Annotated in this window: 17 protein-coding genes, 8 tRNA genes and 1 rRNA gene; all 26 read left to right on the plus strand. The window is 42.7% G+C overall.

Features of this window, described 5'->3' with window-relative positions:
• Nucleotides 1–218, plus strand: a 23S ribosomal RNA gene (locus BW961_RS17505); the annotation flags it as partial.
• 102 nt (nt 219–320) lie between these two features.
• Nucleotides 321–412, plus strand: a tRNA-Ser gene (locus tag BW961_RS17510).
• 36 nt (nt 413–448) lie between these two features.
• Nucleotides 449–525 (plus strand) — tRNA-Met (locus tag BW961_RS17515).
• A gap of 18 nt (nt 526–543) precedes the next feature.
• Nucleotides 544–619: transfer RNA gene (locus BW961_RS17520), tRNA-Val, on the plus strand.
• 30 nt (nt 620–649) lie between these two features.
• Nucleotides 650–725, plus strand: a tRNA-Thr gene (locus BW961_RS17525).
• 17 nt (nt 726–742) lie between these two features.
• Nucleotides 743–820, plus strand: a tRNA-Asp gene (locus BW961_RS17530).
• Between the two features lie 24 nt (nt 821–844).
• A tRNA-Phe gene (locus tag BW961_RS17535) sits at nt 845–917 on the plus strand.
• 11 nt (nt 918–928) lie between these two features.
• Nucleotides 929–1,013, plus strand: a tRNA-Tyr gene (locus BW961_RS17540).
• 7 nt (nt 1,014–1,020) lie between these two features.
• Nucleotides 1,021–1,093 (plus strand) — tRNA-Lys (locus BW961_RS17545).
• A 121-nt stretch (nt 1,094–1,214) separates the two neighbouring features.
• Nucleotides 1,215–2,321, plus strand: coding sequence for a PucR family transcriptional regulator (locus BW961_RS17550; RefSeq protein WP_244555987.1), 1,107 nt, complete (start codon nt 1,215–1,217; stop codon nt 2,319–2,321).
• Between the two features lie 102 nt (nt 2,322–2,423).
• On the plus strand, nt 2,424–3,542 hold the full coding sequence (locus BW961_RS17555; RefSeq protein WP_068584666.1) for an ABC transporter ATP-binding protein: 1,119 nt from the start codon (nt 2,424–2,426) through the stop codon (nt 3,540–3,542).
• A gap of 310 nt (nt 3,543–3,852) precedes the next feature.
• Entirely contained in the window at nt 3,853–4,791 is a 939-nt protein-coding gene (gene hprK / locus BW961_RS17560; RefSeq protein ID WP_068584662.1) for an HPr(Ser) kinase/phosphatase, read from the plus strand.
• A gap of 10 nt (nt 4,792–4,801) precedes the next feature.
• Entirely contained in the window at nt 4,802–5,833 is a 1,032-nt protein-coding gene (gene lgt / locus BW961_RS17565; protein WP_068584659.1) for a prolipoprotein diacylglyceryl transferase, read from the plus strand.
• An 8-nt stretch (nt 5,834–5,841) separates the two neighbouring features.
• Entirely contained in the window at nt 5,842–6,483 is a 642-nt protein-coding gene (ppaX, locus tag BW961_RS17570; protein ID WP_068584655.1) for a pyrophosphatase PpaX, read from the plus strand.
• Nucleotides 6,484–6,489: 6 nt separating this feature from the next.
• On the plus strand, nt 6,490–6,999 hold the full coding sequence (locus BW961_RS17575; RefSeq protein WP_068584651.1) for an acyltransferase: 510 nt from the start codon (nt 6,490–6,492) through the stop codon (nt 6,997–6,999).
• 145 nt (nt 7,000–7,144) lie between these two features.
• Nucleotides 7,145–8,344: an acyltransferase gene (locus BW961_RS17580; RefSeq protein WP_139331682.1), complete on the plus strand. Its 1,200-nt coding sequence runs from the start codon at nt 7,145–7,147 to the stop codon at nt 8,342–8,344.
• Between the two features lie 139 nt (nt 8,345–8,483).
• Nucleotides 8,484–9,674: an ATP phosphoribosyltransferase regulatory subunit gene (locus tag BW961_RS17585; RefSeq protein ID WP_068584645.1), complete on the plus strand. Its 1,191-nt coding sequence runs from the start codon at nt 8,484–8,486 to the stop codon at nt 9,672–9,674.
• Nucleotides 9,675–9,706: 32 nt separating this feature from the next.
• Complete coding sequence (hisG, locus tag BW961_RS17590) at nt 9,707–10,351, plus strand: ATP phosphoribosyltransferase (protein WP_068584644.1); 645 nt, start codon at nt 9,707–9,709, stop codon at nt 10,349–10,351.
• A gap of 91 nt (nt 10,352–10,442) precedes the next feature.
• Nucleotides 10,443–11,744, plus strand: coding sequence for a histidinol dehydrogenase (gene hisD / locus BW961_RS17595; RefSeq protein WP_068584689.1), 1,302 nt, complete (start codon nt 10,443–10,445; stop codon nt 11,742–11,744).
• A complete protein-coding gene (gene hisB, locus BW961_RS17600) occupies nt 11,734–12,342 on the plus strand; it encodes an imidazoleglycerol-phosphate dehydratase HisB (protein WP_068584687.1) in 609 nt (202 codons plus the stop codon). The genes hisD and hisB overlap by 11 nt, the downstream gene beginning before the upstream one ends.
• A gap of 3 nt (nt 12,343–12,345) precedes the next feature.
• Nucleotides 12,346–12,981 (plus strand): imidazole glycerol phosphate synthase subunit HisH, encoded by a 636-nt coding sequence (hisH, locus tag BW961_RS17605; protein ID WP_068584641.1) that lies wholly within the window; start codon nt 12,346–12,348, stop codon nt 12,979–12,981.
• A 63-nt stretch (nt 12,982–13,044) separates the two neighbouring features.
• Complete coding sequence (hisA, locus tag BW961_RS17610) at nt 13,045–13,785, plus strand: 1-(5-phosphoribosyl)-5-[(5-phosphoribosylamino)methylideneamino]imidazole-4-carboxamide isomerase (RefSeq protein ID WP_170878578.1); 741 nt, start codon at nt 13,045–13,047, stop codon at nt 13,783–13,785.
• Nucleotides 13,786–13,870: 85 nt separating this feature from the next.
• Nucleotides 13,871–14,629: an imidazole glycerol phosphate synthase subunit HisF gene (gene hisF, locus BW961_RS17615; protein WP_068584637.1), complete on the plus strand. Its 759-nt coding sequence runs from the start codon at nt 13,871–13,873 to the stop codon at nt 14,627–14,629.
• On the plus strand, nt 14,626–15,321 hold the full coding sequence (gene hisIE / locus BW961_RS17620; RefSeq protein WP_068584634.1) for a bifunctional phosphoribosyl-AMP cyclohydrolase/phosphoribosyl-ATP diphosphatase HisIE: 696 nt from the start codon (nt 14,626–14,628) through the stop codon (nt 15,319–15,321). The genes hisF and hisIE overlap by 4 nt, the downstream gene beginning before the upstream one ends.
• A 16-nt stretch (nt 15,322–15,337) precedes the next feature.
• Nucleotides 15,338–16,162 (plus strand): histidinol-phosphatase HisJ, encoded by an 825-nt coding sequence (gene hisJ, locus BW961_RS17625; RefSeq protein ID WP_068584630.1) that lies wholly within the window; start codon nt 15,338–15,340, stop codon nt 16,160–16,162.
• A gap of 73 nt (nt 16,163–16,235) precedes the next feature.
• A complete protein-coding gene (locus BW961_RS17630; protein WP_068584625.1) occupies nt 16,236–17,183 on the plus strand; it encodes a ribose-phosphate diphosphokinase in 948 nt (315 codons plus the stop codon).
• The last annotated feature ends 29 nt before the right edge of the window (nt 17,184–17,212 follow it).

The following is a 17,212-nucleotide window of genomic DNA, read 5'->3' on the forward strand; positions in this document are numbered from 1 at the left end:
GACGCACCTCTGGTGTACCAGTTGTTCCGCCAGGAGCATAGCTGGGTAGCTACGTGCGGACGGGATAAGCGCTGAAAGCATCTAAGCGTGAAGCCCCCCTCAAGATGAGATTTCCCAATTAGTAAGACCCCTTGAAGACGACGAGGTAGATAGGTTGGAGGTGGAAGTGCAGCAATGCATGGAGCTGACCAATACTAATCGGTCGAGGGCTTATCCTAATATTCTAAAGTTTAGGCTTTAGAAGCAAATGCAAGTTTCGAACTGCAAATTCATTCGTATCTAGTTTTCAGGTGATCAAACATCTGATTCATGAATGATTTGGAGAGATACCCAAGTGGCTATAAGGGGACCCTCTGCTAAGGGGTTAGACTGTGTAAACGGTGCGTGGGTTCGAATCCCACTCTCTCCGCCATTAATCTTTTCATGAATATGTAGTATTGTTTATTGTGGCGGTGTAGCTCAGCTGGCTAGAGCGTACGGTTCATACCCGTGAGGTCGGGGGTTCGATCCCCTTCGCCGCTACCATACATATTACAATACCCAGGAGGCTTAGCTCAGCTGGGAGAGCATCTGCCTTACAAGCAGAGGGTCGGGGGTTCGATCCCCTCAGCCTCCACCATATTTATCTTAAACAAGCTAGAATAGATTTGCCGTTGTAGCTCAACTGGTAGAGCAACTGACTTGTAATCAGTAGGTTGGGGGTTCAAGTCCTCTCGACGGCACCATTTTTACTTAAAAGTGTGGAACCGTGGTGTAGTTGGCCTAACATGCCTGCCTGTCACGCAGGAGATCGCGGGTTCGAATCCCGTCGGTTCCGCCATTTTTATTTATGAATACAATATGTGGCTCGGTAGCTCAGTCGGTAGAGCAAAGGACTGAAAATCCTTGTGTCGGCGGTTCGATTCCGTTCCGAGCCACCTTTTATTTCGGAGGATTAGTGAAGTGGCTAAACACGGCAGACTGTAAATCTGCTCTCTACGAGTTCGGTGGTTCGAATCCATCATCCTCCACCATTAGTACGAGCCATTAGCTCAGCCGGTAGAGCACCTGACTTTTAATCAGGGTGTCGAAGGTTCGAATCCTTCATGGCTCATCAGTAGTGTTATCAAAGAAGTCATCAACCTTTAGAGGTGGATGGCTTTTTTGTTTGTTCTTCTTTTAGGTCCGAATATGTTACTATATGAAGAAAAAGGTAAAGTGGTAGGTGATTGCCCATGATGGAGATGGAGACATTACGTCAAAAGTTACAGCAAATTGTAGGTATTCCTCTAACAATTAAAGAACTCAGCAAACAGGATTCTAGCTCTTTTTTTAATTATAAGAATAGTACATTGATGGATTCTGTTGTGAATGAGGGCGAAGTGTGGTTCCCTCTGTATAGTAGAGAGGGTAGAATGTCTGTTTTAGCTGGAGAGTTGAATGCATTAAGTTTAGAGGAAGTTCAATTTATGGAATTGATCCTAAGCAACGTGCGGGTTCAAATGCAGCAATCTTTATCTCCTCAAGCCGAGGAAGAGAGGGAAGTTAAGAATTTAAGTTCATGGCTTCACTCAGAGTTAGAGTCAGGGAGATTAGAAGGCCATATTCCAGATAATATTTCAATTAAGAAGCGTATAGTCTCAGAGATGGTACCTTTATTGCTAGTGTGCGAAGGGGTTCATTTACCTGATATTCCATATTTTCAGTTAAAGAGATTGTTAGTTAGCTATTTCGATGGGGATGTTATACTGATTCCACTGAAAGATTATGAGTGGTTGATCTTAGCACAAAAGGAATTGGTCTCCGGATCTATGGATGACAAGGATGAAGAGGTAGAAGAAACAGAAGAAGAGATATTATCTGCGTTCACTTTAGGTTTGTATGAATTGGTAGCTAGTGAATGGGTTGGGGTGTTTCATTTGTCTGTAGCACCTTCGATAGATCCAATGAACACGTTGCCTGGCACAGTTGCCATGCTAAGGGAAACGATTGTTCTAGGTAAAACTTTTCATATTACAGAGCATATTCATTTACCGTGGCATTTGGTGCTAGAACGCCTCGTTAGCAGTATTCCAGATAATCAACGTGGTCGATTTCTTGAACAGGTAGGGGATCATTCCGTTTTGTTTACTGATCCAGAGACACTGTCGACATTAGAAACCTTTTTTCAACTAGATTGTAATGTTAGTGAGACGGCAAAGAGAATGTATATCCATCGAAATACGCTTCTCTATCGATTAGATAAGATTAAGAATGAGACTGGGCTTGATGTTCGGAGTTTTGGTGATGCCGTTCTAGTAAAACTCACAATGCTATTGTATAAAGTGACGAAAAGGAAATAGGATTTTTGTGCAGTTTGTGGATAGTCAGCCTAGACGATGTTCGGTAATATAAGACTATAAAATGTATTCGATTTCAATAATACCACTTAGGGGGAAATAATAATGGCTGGAGTACGCTTAGAGAATATTTCAAAGAAATACGCAGGTGCCGATAAAGCAACAGTTGAAGCTATTAACCTTGATATTGCTGATAAAGAGTTTTTGGTTCTAGTTGGACCATCTGGTTGCGGTAAATCCACAACTCTTCGTATGATCGCTGGTCTGGAAGAAATTACTGATGGTAAGCTTTATATTGGAGACCGTGTTGTAAATGATGTAGCTCCTAAAGATCGCGATATCGCGATGGTATTCCAATCTTACGCTTTGTATCCTCATATGAGTGTGTATCAAAATATGGCTTTCGGTTTGAAACTTCGTAAAGTGAAAAAAGAAGAGATCGACAAAAAAGTTCGTGATGCAGCTAAAATTCTAGATATTACACACTTACTTGATCGTAAGCCAAAAGCACTTTCTGGTGGACAACGTCAACGTGTAGCTCTAGGACGCGCAATCGTACGTGATCCACAAGTCTTCTTAATGGATGAGCCTCTTTCTAACTTGGATGCTAAACTTCGTGGACAAATGCGTGCTGAAATCACTAAACTGGTTAAACGCCTTGAAACGACTTGTATCTATGTAACGCATGACCAAACAGAAGCAATGACGATGGGTGATCGTATCGTAGTTATGTATGATGGTATCCTTCAACAAGTAGCTACACCAGAAGAGCTTTACAATAGCCCAAGTAACCTATTCGTTGCAGGATTTATCGGATCTCCTACAATGAACTTTATCAAAGGTACATTGAGTGAATCCAATGGTTCTGTACGCTTCCGCGCTGATGGCTTGGATGTAGAAGTTCCAGGTGGTAAAGCTCAAATCTTGAAGAACAAATCAATGATTGGTAAAGAAGTAATTATGGGCATTCGTCCTGAAGATATTCATGAAGAGCCTGTATTCTTGGAAGCATCACCAAATACAATGTTCTCATCAACTGTAGATGTTACTGAGAACCTTGGACATGAAATGTTGCTATACTTAAGCGGATTAGGTAAAGATACGGTTATTGCTCGTGTAGACGGACGTTCTACTACTCGTGATGGTAATACGGTTCGTTTGGCTATTGATATGAACAAAGTTCATATCTTCGACATCGAGTCTGAACTTAATGTTCTAATCTAAGATTAATAAATAGCGATTGTTGAATATAGAGAAACCGCCCTCAAGGGCGGTTTTTTTTATGATTTATTATCCAATCCATTGTTGAGCATAGTGATCAAGAGGCAGTGATTGCATTCGGTAGCGATTTCAATTACGATGAATACATTGGCACAAGGTCATATATCTTGGAAATTAGTCTAAAAATAATAGATAGATAGAAAGAACTAAAGACGAACCTCATAATGATAATCTGATTAGCATCTATGGTGTTTGGTTAGTGTAAACTTTGGTTCAATCTATGCAGAGTAGTTTGATGAAGGGATGATGTGTCATGGGTAAGAATGTTAAAGTATCTGAATTAGTGCAACAATTTCAGCTAGAAGTGATTGCTGGGGAGCATGGTCTCAAACGTACCATTACCGTGGATGACTTGAATCGACCTGGACTAGAAATGGCCGGCTATTTCGAATACCATCCTCAAGAACGTGTTCAATTGCTTGGTAAAACAGAATTAGCTTTCTTTGAGATGTTAACAGCACAAGAGAAAATAGAACGTATGCGTCGAATCTGTTCGGACCTGACCCCATGTTTCGTGGTCACTCGCTCACTTGAAGTTCCACAAGAGTTAATTGATCTTAGTAATGAGAAGAATCTACCCGTGTTACGCAGTAGTATGTCTACAACGACGTTATCCAGTAAAATCACAGGGTTTCTGGAGAGAAGGTTAGCACCTACAACTACGATTCATGGTGTATTGTGTGATGTATATGGTGTAGGAATGCTCATTACAGGAACCAGTGGTATTGGTAAGAGTGAGACAGCCTTGGAGTTGGTGAAAAGAGGACATCGTCTGGTCGCAGATGATGCAGTGGAAATTCGTCAAACATCGGATAGTCAGCTTCATGGTTCTGCTCCTGAATTGATTAGACACTTACTGGAAATACGTGGGGTAGGTATCATTAACGCCATGACTTTGTTTGGTGCAGGTGCTGTACGTAATCATAAACGGATTACGCTAGTCGTTAGGCTGGAAGCTTGGCAGCAAGATAAACAATATGATCGTCTTGGATTAGATGAAGAGACAACACGAATTATTGATACAGATGTTCCATTGGTGACGATTCCGGTTCGTCCTGGTCGTAATCTTGCAGTTATCATTGAAGTGGCTGCCATGAACTATCGATTGAAAAAAATGGGCCTAAACGCTGCGCTTCAATTCACAAACAAGTTAACAGCGACTATAGCAGAAGATATGGATGATATGGATTAGGAGGGGTTCAATGGAAACGTTATTACTCGATCCGATTGCAATCTCAATTGGATCATTAAAAGTTCACTGGTATGGCTTGATCTTAGGATTGGGTGCTTTAGTGGGTCTTATGCTTGCGATTAGAGAAGGTAAGCGATTTGGGATTTCTTCAGAGTTCTTTATGGATCTATTATTAATGGGAGTTCCATCCGCTATTATTGGAGCACGGATCTATTATGTTGCATTCAAATGGGAAGATTATAAAGATAATCTATGGGATGTGTTCAAAATATGGAATGGCGGTATCGCCATCTATGGAGCATTAATCGGGGCGATCATATTTGCACTCATCTACACCCGGCATAAAGGATATAGATTTTGGAGAATCGTTGATATTTGTGCACCTGGACTCATCGTTGGTCAAATCATTGGACGCTGGGGAAATTTCGTTAACCAAGAAGCCTATGGTGGCCCAGTAGAACAATCGTTTTTGCAAAATAAGTTACATTTACCGGATTTCATTGTTAACCAAATGAATGTGCAAGGGGTATTCCATCACCCTACATTCTTGTATGAGTCCCTTTGGAACCTAGTAGGTCTTGGCATATTATTGGTTCTACGTCGGCAGAGGTTTTTGCGAGCTGCTGAGCTATTCCTTTCTTATTTAATATGGTACTCCATTGGAAGGTTCTTTATTGAAGGACTACGTACGGATAGTTTAGCTTTTCAAGGTCCAGAGTGGTTGGGTTCATTAATAAACGGACTTTGGAGTCCTATGAAAGCAATGGGCTTTGAGTATGGTAATTTGGATGTTGCCTATGGCAATGTAAGAATATCGCAGTTGTTACCGATCTTCATTCTTATTGGTGCCGTGGCGTTTATCATTTATCGCCGTGTATCAGGCAAAGCAACAGAACGTTATCTGGACCCTATCGTGTCCACAAAAGCAAATGTAGATACGATGCCGGAAGTAGCTTCCACAACTAAAGTAACGAAGAAGGTAATTCCCTCGGAACCTGTTGTATATGCAGAAGAGGTACCAACCGAGGATAAAAAGGAGTAATCGACAGCATGATTGACACGATACTATTTGATCTGGATGGAACGATTATAGATACGAATGAGCTTATTATAACGTCCTTTATACATGTGTTAGAGAAACATGCTCCAGCACCTTTTACAAGGGAACAAATCATTCCTAAAATGGGGATGACCTTGGAGCAACAGATGCAAAGTTTCTCTGGTGTTGAAGATGTGAGTCATTTCGTTCAAGCCTATAGAACCTATAGTGAAGTGGTTCATGATGATATGGTTCAGCCATTCCCTCAGGTGTTAGAAGTGATTGAGGCGTTACATCGTAAGGGAATTACGATGGGTGTAGTCACAACGAAGAATCGTCCAGGTACTTTGAAGGTGCTGGAGATGTTTGGGCTACTGAAATATATGAAATCTATTGTGACTGTGATTGATGTGAAGAATCCTAAGCCGCATCCTGAACCTGTCCTTAAAGCATTGAAAGAACTGGGTTCTGATCCTCGTAAGACCTTAATGGTTGGAGATAGCCCTGTAGATATTCAAGCGGCAAATGCTGCAGGTGTATGGTCAGCAGGTGTGTCTTGGTCGCTGAAGGGTGAGGATGTACTTAGGGAGTACAATCCGAACTATATCCTACATTCCATGAACGATTTATATCCTTTGGTAGAACAGGAGTAAGATGAAGTGAGAAAGGTAACCCGATATCCGGTGGAAGGTCCGAATGCGCTGTGGCAGATTTACAGAACGGTCAGTCCCTGGAAAGGGGTCAAAAATTTCATCTGTATTCAAGTGGCTCGTTACTGTCCTATCCTTCAAGTGAAGAACTGGATATACCGCCATATGTTAGGGATGAAGGTAGGCAAACATACCGCCTTTGGTCTGATGGTGATGGTAGATGTTTTTTTTCCAGAGAACATATCGGTAGGGGATAATACAGTCATCGGATATAATACTACGATTTTGGCGCATGAGTACTTGATTAAAGAATACCGCCTGGGTAATGTAATTATTGGTAAGAATGTGATGGTGGGGGCTAACTCCACTATTTTACCAGGGGTAACAATCGGAGACGGTGCTATTATTGCAGCTGGATCTGTTGTACATAAGGATGTAGCAGCAAACGCCTTCGTAGGCGGTAATCCATTACGTGAATTAAAGTCTTCCAAGTCAAATGATGAAGATATACAAATATAATAACATCTAATGTAGTGAGCCCAGAGTGAATGACTTTGGGCTTTTTGTTATATAACCTCAAAATGAGTTTAATTGATGTCATGAGAAATAAATGAATTGGAGAGGACACATAAGACGAAATATGTTACCAAAAGGAGAAGTTACTGTGACCTTAATTAAAAAAGAGCGTCTGCCTCAGCTGGATGTGTTCCGCGCTCTAGCCTTATTAGGTGTTCTTAATGTACATGCCTCTTCTTATGCTGCAGGGGTACAGGCCTTATCCTCGCCATTTTATTATGTATATAATTTTATGAATATCTTTTTCAAATATGGTACTTCATCATTTATCTTTCTTAGTGCGTTTGTGCTGTTCTATAACTATTATGAACGTCCATTAACCATTCGGCTGATTTCTCGGTTTTATGGACGTCGGCTTTTATATATTATTTTGCCATATTTTATCGCATCTACGGCATATTTTGTATATAGTAAATATACGTTGGGACAACTAAACAGTACGCCCTATATGGAGTTATGGCTAGAACTACGGACTGCTTTATTAACGGGAACTGCATATACGCATTTATACTTTGTGTTTATTAGTATTCAATTCTATATTTTGTTTCCATTTATATTGAAATTACTTCAATCGAAGCGTTCGATCGTACAATGGGCTATCCCCTTAGGAATTGCACTACAATGGGGGTTTGTATTGTATAATAAGTACAATTTACACCTACTTAACAAGGGGAGTTATGCAATTACATATTTGGCTTATTATATGATGGGTGCTTATATAGCGATTAATTTTGGCAGAATAAAGTCATGGTTGATGAACTCATGGGGTCATTTGACGGATGGACAGAAATTATGGACGGTTGCACTTTGGGTGAGTTGGTTAGCATTGGCTTTCATTCATGTTCAATTGTGGTATTATACGCGGACAACGGGGGATACAGTCGATAGCCTATGGTATGAACTTATTTGGAATGTGCATTCGATGTTATCTGCGTTAATCCTATTGCATGCTACATTTGTGATTTACCGAAAGCCTTCTGGAAGAGGGGTAGCGCTTCTAATGAGGATGGGAGAGTTATCTTTCGCTATATATCTGCTGCACCCATTTATTCTGGCTCAATATCGTCGATTCCGTTATCAAATTCCACCAGAATCTATAGGATATCTTATCTTTATATTGGGTGGATTACTTGTAGCCTTATTTCTAAGCTGGGGTATTGTACAATTTTATTTCAAAAGAGTCTCGTGGTCTTGGGTGTTTCTTGGGAATGTTCCGCGTTCTTTATCGCCAAAAGCAAAGAAGCTCGCCAAACAGGCTAAGAAGCAATCAACTGAATTGAGTTCTTAGGGATTTTCCCCATTGACGATACTGAATTATTCATGTTAAAATAGCAGAAATTCTTTACTTTGGTAGCATGGTAGATCATTACCGCACTAAAGTATTTGACGAGTTAAATGATAGTACTCTCTAAGTCGAGGTGAATATAGTGTCAAAGCCAAAAGGGTTTGAAAAACCAACTGGTGTTCGGGATTACCTTCCGTACGCCGTGAAGAAATTACGTAAGATTGAACGCAATGTGTTGGAATGTATGGATCGCTGGGGATATCAACAAATTATGACTCCAACGATGGAATATTACGATACGGTAGGTGTGGCGAGTTCCACATCAGACCAGAAACTGTTCAAATTACTCAATAATCGAGGTACGACGTTAGTGCTTCGTTCGGATATGACGGCTCCGATTGCTCGGGTAGTATCTTCTCTTCTGAAGGAAGAGTCTTTACCGATTCGCTTATCTTATCATGCTAACGTATTCCGTACGATTGAAGAGGAAGCGGGTAGAGAAGCTGAGTTCTTCCAGACCGGTGTTGAATTAGTAGGCGATGATTCAGCGGAAGCGGATGCCGAAGTGGTTGCACTTGCGATTGAATCGTTGAAATCAGCTGGGGTGTCTTCTTTTAAAATCGCGATGGGTCACGTTGGATTCCTCCACGGGTTGTTCGAAGAAATTGTTCCAGGTCGAGATGATGATCAGGAGTCTTTGAAGGAAGGTCTCTTACGTCGTGATTATGTGGGATTCCGTAATACCATTCGTCAACTTGATTTAACGGAAGCACAGGGTAGTGTTCTTGACGGTATTGTGCGGCTGCGTGGAGGGAAAGAAATTTGTGAGCAAGCATTGAAGTTAAGTTCTAATCCACAAGCTAGAGCATCGATTGATCATTTATGTAAGGTATGGGAAGTTCTTGAGGCCTATGGGGTGTCGGAACATGTACTGATCGATCTTACGATGATTGGCGACTTCTCCTATTATACAGGTATGACTTTCGAGGGTTACGCGTCAGAGTTAGGGTTTCCGGTATGTAATGGTGGGCGTTATGATAATCTATTACAACAATTCGGGCGAGCCATTCCTGCAACGGGATTTGCACTCAAGACGAATCGGATTCTAGATGGTGTACACGGTATAGAGGATCCAGAAGAAAAGCGAGTATTAATCCAGTATGATACAGATCGAAGACAAGAAGGGCTTGCAGAAGCTGCTAGACTTCGGAGTGAGGGATGTATTGTTGTCACCGAGTTAGTCCGTGGGGGCAAGTCAGTATCAGCGGAGCAGAATGTAAATAATGAAGTAACAGGATATAGTGATGTTATTAATTACACGACTAAGAAATGATACATATTAAAGGATAAGGAGGGGAAAAGCACGTGGGAGAAATACTAAAGGTGGCAATGCCAAAAGGACGTATTTATACGAAGGCAGCAGCCTTATTTCGTCAAGCTGGGCTAGCTATTCCACTAGATGTGGATGATTCACGCAAATTGGTAGTTCCACTACCAGAGATGGGCATGGAGTTCATTCTAGCCAAACCGGTGGATGTACCTACATATGTAGAGTATGGGGTAGCTGATATTGGTATTGTAGGTAAGGATGTTCTGCTTGAAGAGGATAGAGATGTGTATGAGCTATTGGACCTTGGAATTGCACGTTGTCGGATGTCCATCATTGGGCTTCCCAATTGGGAACCAGGTATACAGCAACGCGTGGCTACGAAGTATCCTAATGTTGCATCCCAATATTTCCGTGAGCAGGGACAACAGGTTGAAGTTATTAAGCTGAATGGATCGATTGAGCTGGCACCGTTGATTGGATTAGCTGATCGAATTGTGGATATGGTGGAAACGGGTCAGACGTTGAAGGATAATGGGCTCGTGGAAATGCTCAGTATTTTTGAAATATCGAGTCGTCTGATCGCAAACCGTGTGAGTTATCGCATGAAGAACACTCAGATTCAAGAGCTATGTGATCTTCTACAAAAGGTGATTCCTGTAACCGAAATAAAGATAAAGTAATAAAAATAGATAAGATAACAACGTAGGTTAAAGAACAAGAACAGCTTTGACAGTGAAGTAGAGTACGCTTATTGGGAAGGAACGAATGAGGATGAAAATTGTACCGATTCAGGAGTTTGATTTGAAACGTGAAGTGGATTATGGTACGCCGGGGCAGAATGCGACTGTCAAACAAATCGTAAGTGATATCAAAATTGAAGGCGATGCTGCACTCCTACGTTATACTGAGAAATTTGATCGGACGGTGCTTTCTTCCGAACAATTAAGGGTTACGCCTGAAGAATTGAAAGCGGCATACGAACATGTAGAACCATCATTTGTTAAAGCTATTACGGCTGCAGCAGCTAATATTCGGTCATTCCATATGAGACAAAAGAGAAACTCTTGGATGGATCTGCAACCGGATGGAAGTATTTTGGGGCAAATTATTCGTCCTCTCAAACGCGTAGGCGTCTATGTTCCGGGTGGTAAGGCAGCATACCCATCCTCTGTTCTTATGAATGTTATTCCAGCACAAGTGGCTGGTGTACCGGAGATCGTCATGGTCACACCACCGGGGACCAATGGTAAAGAGGGAATTGATCCTTATATCCTTGTGGCAGCTGCTGAAGCAGGTGTGAATGAAATTTACCGTGTTGGTGGAGCACAGGCCATTGCGGCCTTGGCTTATGGAACGGATAGTATCGCCCCTGTCGATAAAATATGTGGACCAGGAAATATATATGTAGCACTAGCGAAACGTGAAGTGTATGGAGCCGTCGATATAGACAGCATCGCTGGACCGAGTGAGATCGTTGTATTGGCCGACGATAGTGCTGACCCTGCCTATGTAGCCGCAGATCTATTGTCGCAGGCAGAGCACGATGAGATGGCCTCAGCCATTCTCGTGACACCATCCCAAGCGTTCGCCGAGGCGACTTCAGTCGAAGTGGCAAGGCAGTTAGCCTTGTTACCACGTCGAGATATCGCAGGTGCTTCGATTGAAAATTATGGTGCCATCATTGTGGTGGATTCTATAGAAGAGGGAATATCCGTTGTGAATCGGTTAGCTCCTGAACATTTAGAGATCGTTGTAGAGGATCCTATGTCTTATGTAGGTAGCATAGAGAATGCAGGGGCTATCTTTCTAGGTCCTTATAGCTCTGAACCTGTAGGTGACTACTTCGCGGGTCCTAATCATATTATTCCGACGAATGGTACGGCTAGATTCTCTTCCCCTGTAGATGTGGATGATTTCATTAAAAAATCGAGTATGATCTATTATAGCAAAGAGGCATTATTACAGAACGGTGCCATGATTATGGAGCTTGCGCGTCATGAAGGATTAGAAGGTCATGCTCGAGCGATTGAGGTTCGGCTTGAAAAGGAAGGTAGGGTTAATGATGGACAATAATATTAATGAGAACTTGCGTATGGCAAGTGTTAGTCGCGCGACGAATGAGACGAACATCTCACTTTCCTTTGGCGTAGACGGTACTGGGATTTCGGAGATGGAGACGGATGTTCCTTTCTTGAATCATATGTTGGATTTATTCACGAAGCATGGACAATTTGATCTTAAGGTAAAAGCTACAGGTGATATTGAGATTGATGATCACCACACGGTTGAGGACATCGGAATTTGCTTAGGACAGACCATTCAGGAAGCACTAGGTGATAAGCGGGGAATCAAACGATATGCTAGTGTCTTTGTACCGATGGATGAGGCTTTGGCGCAAGTCATTATTGATGTGAGTAATCGCCCTCATTTCGAATACCGTGCAGAATATCCATCATCACAAGTGGGAAGCTTCTCAACAGAGCTTGTACATGAGTTTCTTTGGAAGCTCGCGCTTGAAGCACGTATCACGTTACACGTCATTGTCCATTACGGACAGAATACGCATCACATGATTGAGGCAGTATTTAAAGCGCTAGGACGTGCGCTAGACGAAGCGACGAGTATTGATCCGCGTGTGACAGGTGTGCCTTCCACGAAGGGAGTGCTGTAATACGTGGCAATCGCAATTGTGGATTACGGCATGGGGAACCTACACAGTGTGAGTAAGGCCGTTGAGCGACTTGGCTATGAGGCGCTCATCAGTAGCGATGAAGGCGAGATTCTAGCCGCAGACGGGGTGATCTTGCCTGGCGTCGGCGCATTCGGCGATGCGATGGAGCATCTACGGCAGAGTTCGCTTGATGCGACAGTGCAGAAGGTAGCGGCAGGTAAGCAGCCGCTACTCGGAATCTGCCTCGGTATGCAGCTGCTATTCAGCAGTAGTGAAGAGCATGGCACGCATGAAGGGCTTGGCATTCTACCGGGTTCGGTAGTACGCTTCACAGGTGGCGACTACAAAGTGCCACATATGGGATGGAATAAGCTTCAGTATCGTGAAGAGAACAGTCCTCTATTCGCAGGGCTTGTGGAAGGCTATGTATACTTCGTACATTCCTATCATGTTCTTCCAGAAGTGAAGACGGATGTTCTAGCTACGACGGACTATGGAAATGATGTAACGGCGATTGTGGGCCGTGATTCCGTCTTTGGTATGCAGTTCCACCCTGAGAAGAGTGGGGAGCTTGGCATGAACCTGTTGCGGAATTTCCTGAAACTTACGGGTGAACCTTCGAATGAGGTCCGTTTTTAGAGATTGCTAATGATCATGAATGATTTATAAATATAGGTTGAGAAGAAAGTGGGGCTAATGAAGATGTCTTCTTTTATCATCTATCCAGCTATTGATATACGTGATGGGAAATGTGTAAGACTGGTGCAAGGGGATTACAATCAAGAAACGATCTATAATGATAGTCCTTTGAAAGTAGCGAAGGCGTGGGAAGAGCAAGGCGGAACATACATACATCTAGTGGATCTGGACGGGGCTAAGGCGGGACACCCTGTGAATGATGCTATTATTGGTGCTATAGCTAAGGGAGCAAACGTACCGGTGCAAGTCGGAGGCGGGCTGCGTACGATAGAGGATGTAGAAAGACTATTAGCACTTGGCGTAAGCAGAGTTATTATTGGTACTGCAGCTATCGAGGACCGACCTTTTACAGAAGCGGTATTGGGTAGATATGGAGATAAGATAGCAATTGGTATTGATGCAAGAAATGGTTATGTTGCAACTCGGGGTTGGCTTGAGACTTCCGAAGTTAAAGCAGAAGTATTGGCTAAGGAGCTAGCATCTAAAGGGGCAGAAACGTTTATCTTTACAGATATTTCTCGAGATGGAATGATGCAAGGACCGAATGTTGAGGCTATCCGTGCTTTAGCTGTGAGTAGCGGTCGTACCGTTATTGCTTCAGGAGGCGTTACAGTCTTAGATGATCTTCTTAGTCTTAGTGCGTATCACTATGAAGGTATAGGTGGAGCTATCGTAGGTAAGGCATTGTATACGGGAAGTGTTGATCTGGAAACAGCTGTACAAGCGATTAAGAAACAGGGATAGCAAGGAATGGGTGTGGGATGTCAACCTGCGCCCTTTCTTGTACACTGCATAGATAAGGAATTTAAAGGTAGAGGGGAAGAGAAATATGCTAGCTAAACGTATCATTCCATGTTTGGATGTGAAGGATGGTCGGGTGGTAAAGGGCGTTAACTTTGTCAATCTACGTGATGCTGGGGATCCGGTGGAACTGGCGGCGCTGTATGACAGAGAAGGCGCAGACGAACTCGTATTTTTAGATATTTCAGCCTCTATGGAAGGTCGCGCAACGATGATCGAAGTCGTTCGGCAGACCGCAGGTGAAATTACCATTCCATTCACGGTCGGTGGTGGAATCTCGCATGTAGATGATATGAAAAGAATTCTACGAGCTGGTGCGGACAAAATTGGTATTAACACAGCAGCGGTGGTGAATCCACAGTTGATCTCAGAAGGTGCACGTCGCTTCGGTTCACAGTGTATCGTTGTTGCGGTAGATGCCAAGTATAATCAGGCTTGGGGAGAATGGGAAGTCTATACACATGGCGGACGTACACCATCAGGTATTCGCGCTTTGCAATGGGTGAAGGAAGCAGAGTCTCTAGGAGCGGGTGAGATTCTACTGACTAGTATGGATGCGGATGGTACAAAGGATGGATTCGACATTCCTCTTACTTCGGCTGTATCTGGACTTGTGGGTATCCCTGTCATTGCCTCAGGTGGAGCGGGAACCTCAGAACATTTCCATGACGTATTTACGAGTGGTAAGGCTGACGCGGGACTAGCTGCAACTATTTTTCATTATAAAGAAATGACGATTCAAGATTTGAAAATGGACTTAAAGCAAAAAGGAGTGGAAATACGATGAGTAACAAGCTAAATCAAGAGGAAACATGGGAACAATTACAGAGTAAGATCCGCTTTAATGAAGCGGGACTTGTGCCTGCTATCGTTCAAGATATCACAACCAAAGAAGTATTAATGATGGCTTATATGAATAAGGAGTCACTCAAGCTTTCCATAGAAAGTGGAGAAACGTGGTTCTGGAGCCGTTCCAGAAATGAATTATGGCATAAAGGTGCAACGTCTAGTAACACACAACGCATCGGTTCACTAAGCTACGATTGTGATGGTGATACGTTATTGCTTCAGGTTCAACCTCAAGGCCCAGCTTGTCACACAGGCGAGCAGACATGTTTCTTTAACGATGTTCCACTGGAGAAGAATGAAGACCTTACATCGACAAGCAACCAAGATAGCCGACGCTTTGCGGTGTTAGCAGAGCTAGAACAGATTATCTCAGCTCGTGAGAAAGAACGTCCAGAAGGGGCATATACGACGTACTTATTTGAAAAAGGAGTCGATAAGATCCTTAAAAAAGTAGGGGAAGAGGCTTCTGAGACGATCATTGCAGCTAAGAATAAAGATAATGCTGAGTTACGTCTTGAAATAAGTGATCTAATCTATCATTTACTAGTGTTATTAGAAGAACGTAAATTACCGTTAGATGAGATTATGGCTGAACTTAGTTTGCGCAGCGAACGCCCTAGACGCGATTAAAGGAGGAATTCGGACCATGCTAATCGATTACCATACACACCATGTCCGTTGTGGGCATGCAATCGGAGAACTGGAGGAATACGTTCTTAGAGGGATTGAGATTGGTCTATCCCAGATTGGTCTATCGGATCATATGCCTCTTCTTCATGTCGATCCTGCTACGTACTATCCGGAAATGGCGATGCCCATGGACGAACTTCCTCGTTATGTTGAGGAGTGTCTTGCTCTTAAGGAGCGATATAAGGGTCAGATTGATGTTCGCGTAGGACTCGAAGGCGATTTTATTGAAGGATATGAAGCTGAAATTGAACGTATCGTTACATCATACCCTTGGGATTATGTCATAGGTTCGGTGCATTTTCTTGGAGAGTGGGATATAAGTGATCATCGTCAGACGCATCACTGGGAGAGTAAGGATATTCTCGCGGTATATGAACAGTATTATGATGCAGTTAAGAAAGCCACGGCAACAGGATTCTATGACATTATGGGGCATGTGGATGTGATTAAACGTTTTGGTTACAAACCGGCACCAGAACTAACATCTGATGTGGAAGCATTAGAGAATTCAACACTACTAGCCGTACGGAAAAGTGGGATGGCCATGGAGCTGAATGCTTCTGGTTTATCCAAAGTTTGTGAGGAAATGTTTCCAAGTAAACGAATGGTAACGGAAGCTTTTAAGTTGGGTATCCCGGTTACGATTGGTTCGGATGCACATGACCCATTAAAACTTGGAGAACATTTAGATAAAGCAAGGTCTCTCCTATGGGAAGTTGGTTATCGACAACTATCTGTGTTTAAAGAGCGGAGAAGATCTGAGGTTTCTTTTGAAATATAGCAGAATCCTGTATAATGCAATTACATATGGATTAATTCAAGCCTAATTACAGTCTTGAAATCAGGAGGATGCTATGCAACACAAGATGCGTATTTTTACCGGTTCTTCGAATCCAAAGCTTGCGGAAGATATTTGTAGTAAGCTGGGCGAACAATTAGGTGATGTTACACTTTCCCGCTTTAAAAGCGGCGAAATTTATGTTAACTACGAGGAAAGTATCCGCAATTGTGATGTATTCATCGTGCAGTCGCTATCACATCCGATCAATGAGATGTTTGTAGAACTGCTTGTCATGATCGATGCTGCCAAGAGAGCGTCAGCTCGCACGGTAAACATAATCGTTCCGTACTATGGATACGCACGTCAGGAGCGGAAGTCAGCTCCACGTGAACCGATATCCGCCAAAATGGTAGCTGATGTTCTGACTACTGTGGGTGCTAATCGAGTAATCACAATGGATTTACATGCTCCTGCTATTCAAGGTTTTTTTAATATACCTGTAGATCACTTAACGGCACTAGATCTCATTAGTGAGTACTTGAGATCTAAGAATATTAGTAATCCGGTTATCGTATCTCCAGACGCTGGTCGTGCATCAATGGCTGAGAAATTGGCGAATCATCTAGATTCTCCATTCGCGATAATGATTAAGAAAAGACCTTCTCATAATGAATCCGTGATTACACACGTGATAGGTGATGTTGAGGGTAGAACACCGATCATTATCGAAGATATCATAGATACAGGGACGACCATTATTAATGTGGTAGAAGGCTTGAAGGAGCGTGGAGCGAAGGATGTGTATGTCTGTGCTACACATGGTCTCTTCTCAGGATCTGCCCTAGAACGCTTGAATCATCCTAATATTAAAGAAGTTGTGATCACGGACTCCATCATACTTCCTGATGATCATGTCGGACGGGTTAAAGTACTATCGGTGGCTCCGATGTTAGCTCAGGCCACACGAATTATTGTAGAAGGCGGATCCATCGCGACATTGTTTAAAGACTCCGGCATGTAAACCGTGCGGTGTCTTTTTTTCGTATTCAT

The sequence above is a fragment of the Paenibacillus macquariensis genome, assembly GCF_900156375.1.
GTDB classification, from domain to species: domain Bacteria; phylum Bacillota; class Bacilli; order Paenibacillales; family Paenibacillaceae; genus Paenibacillus_AQ; species Paenibacillus_AQ macquariensis.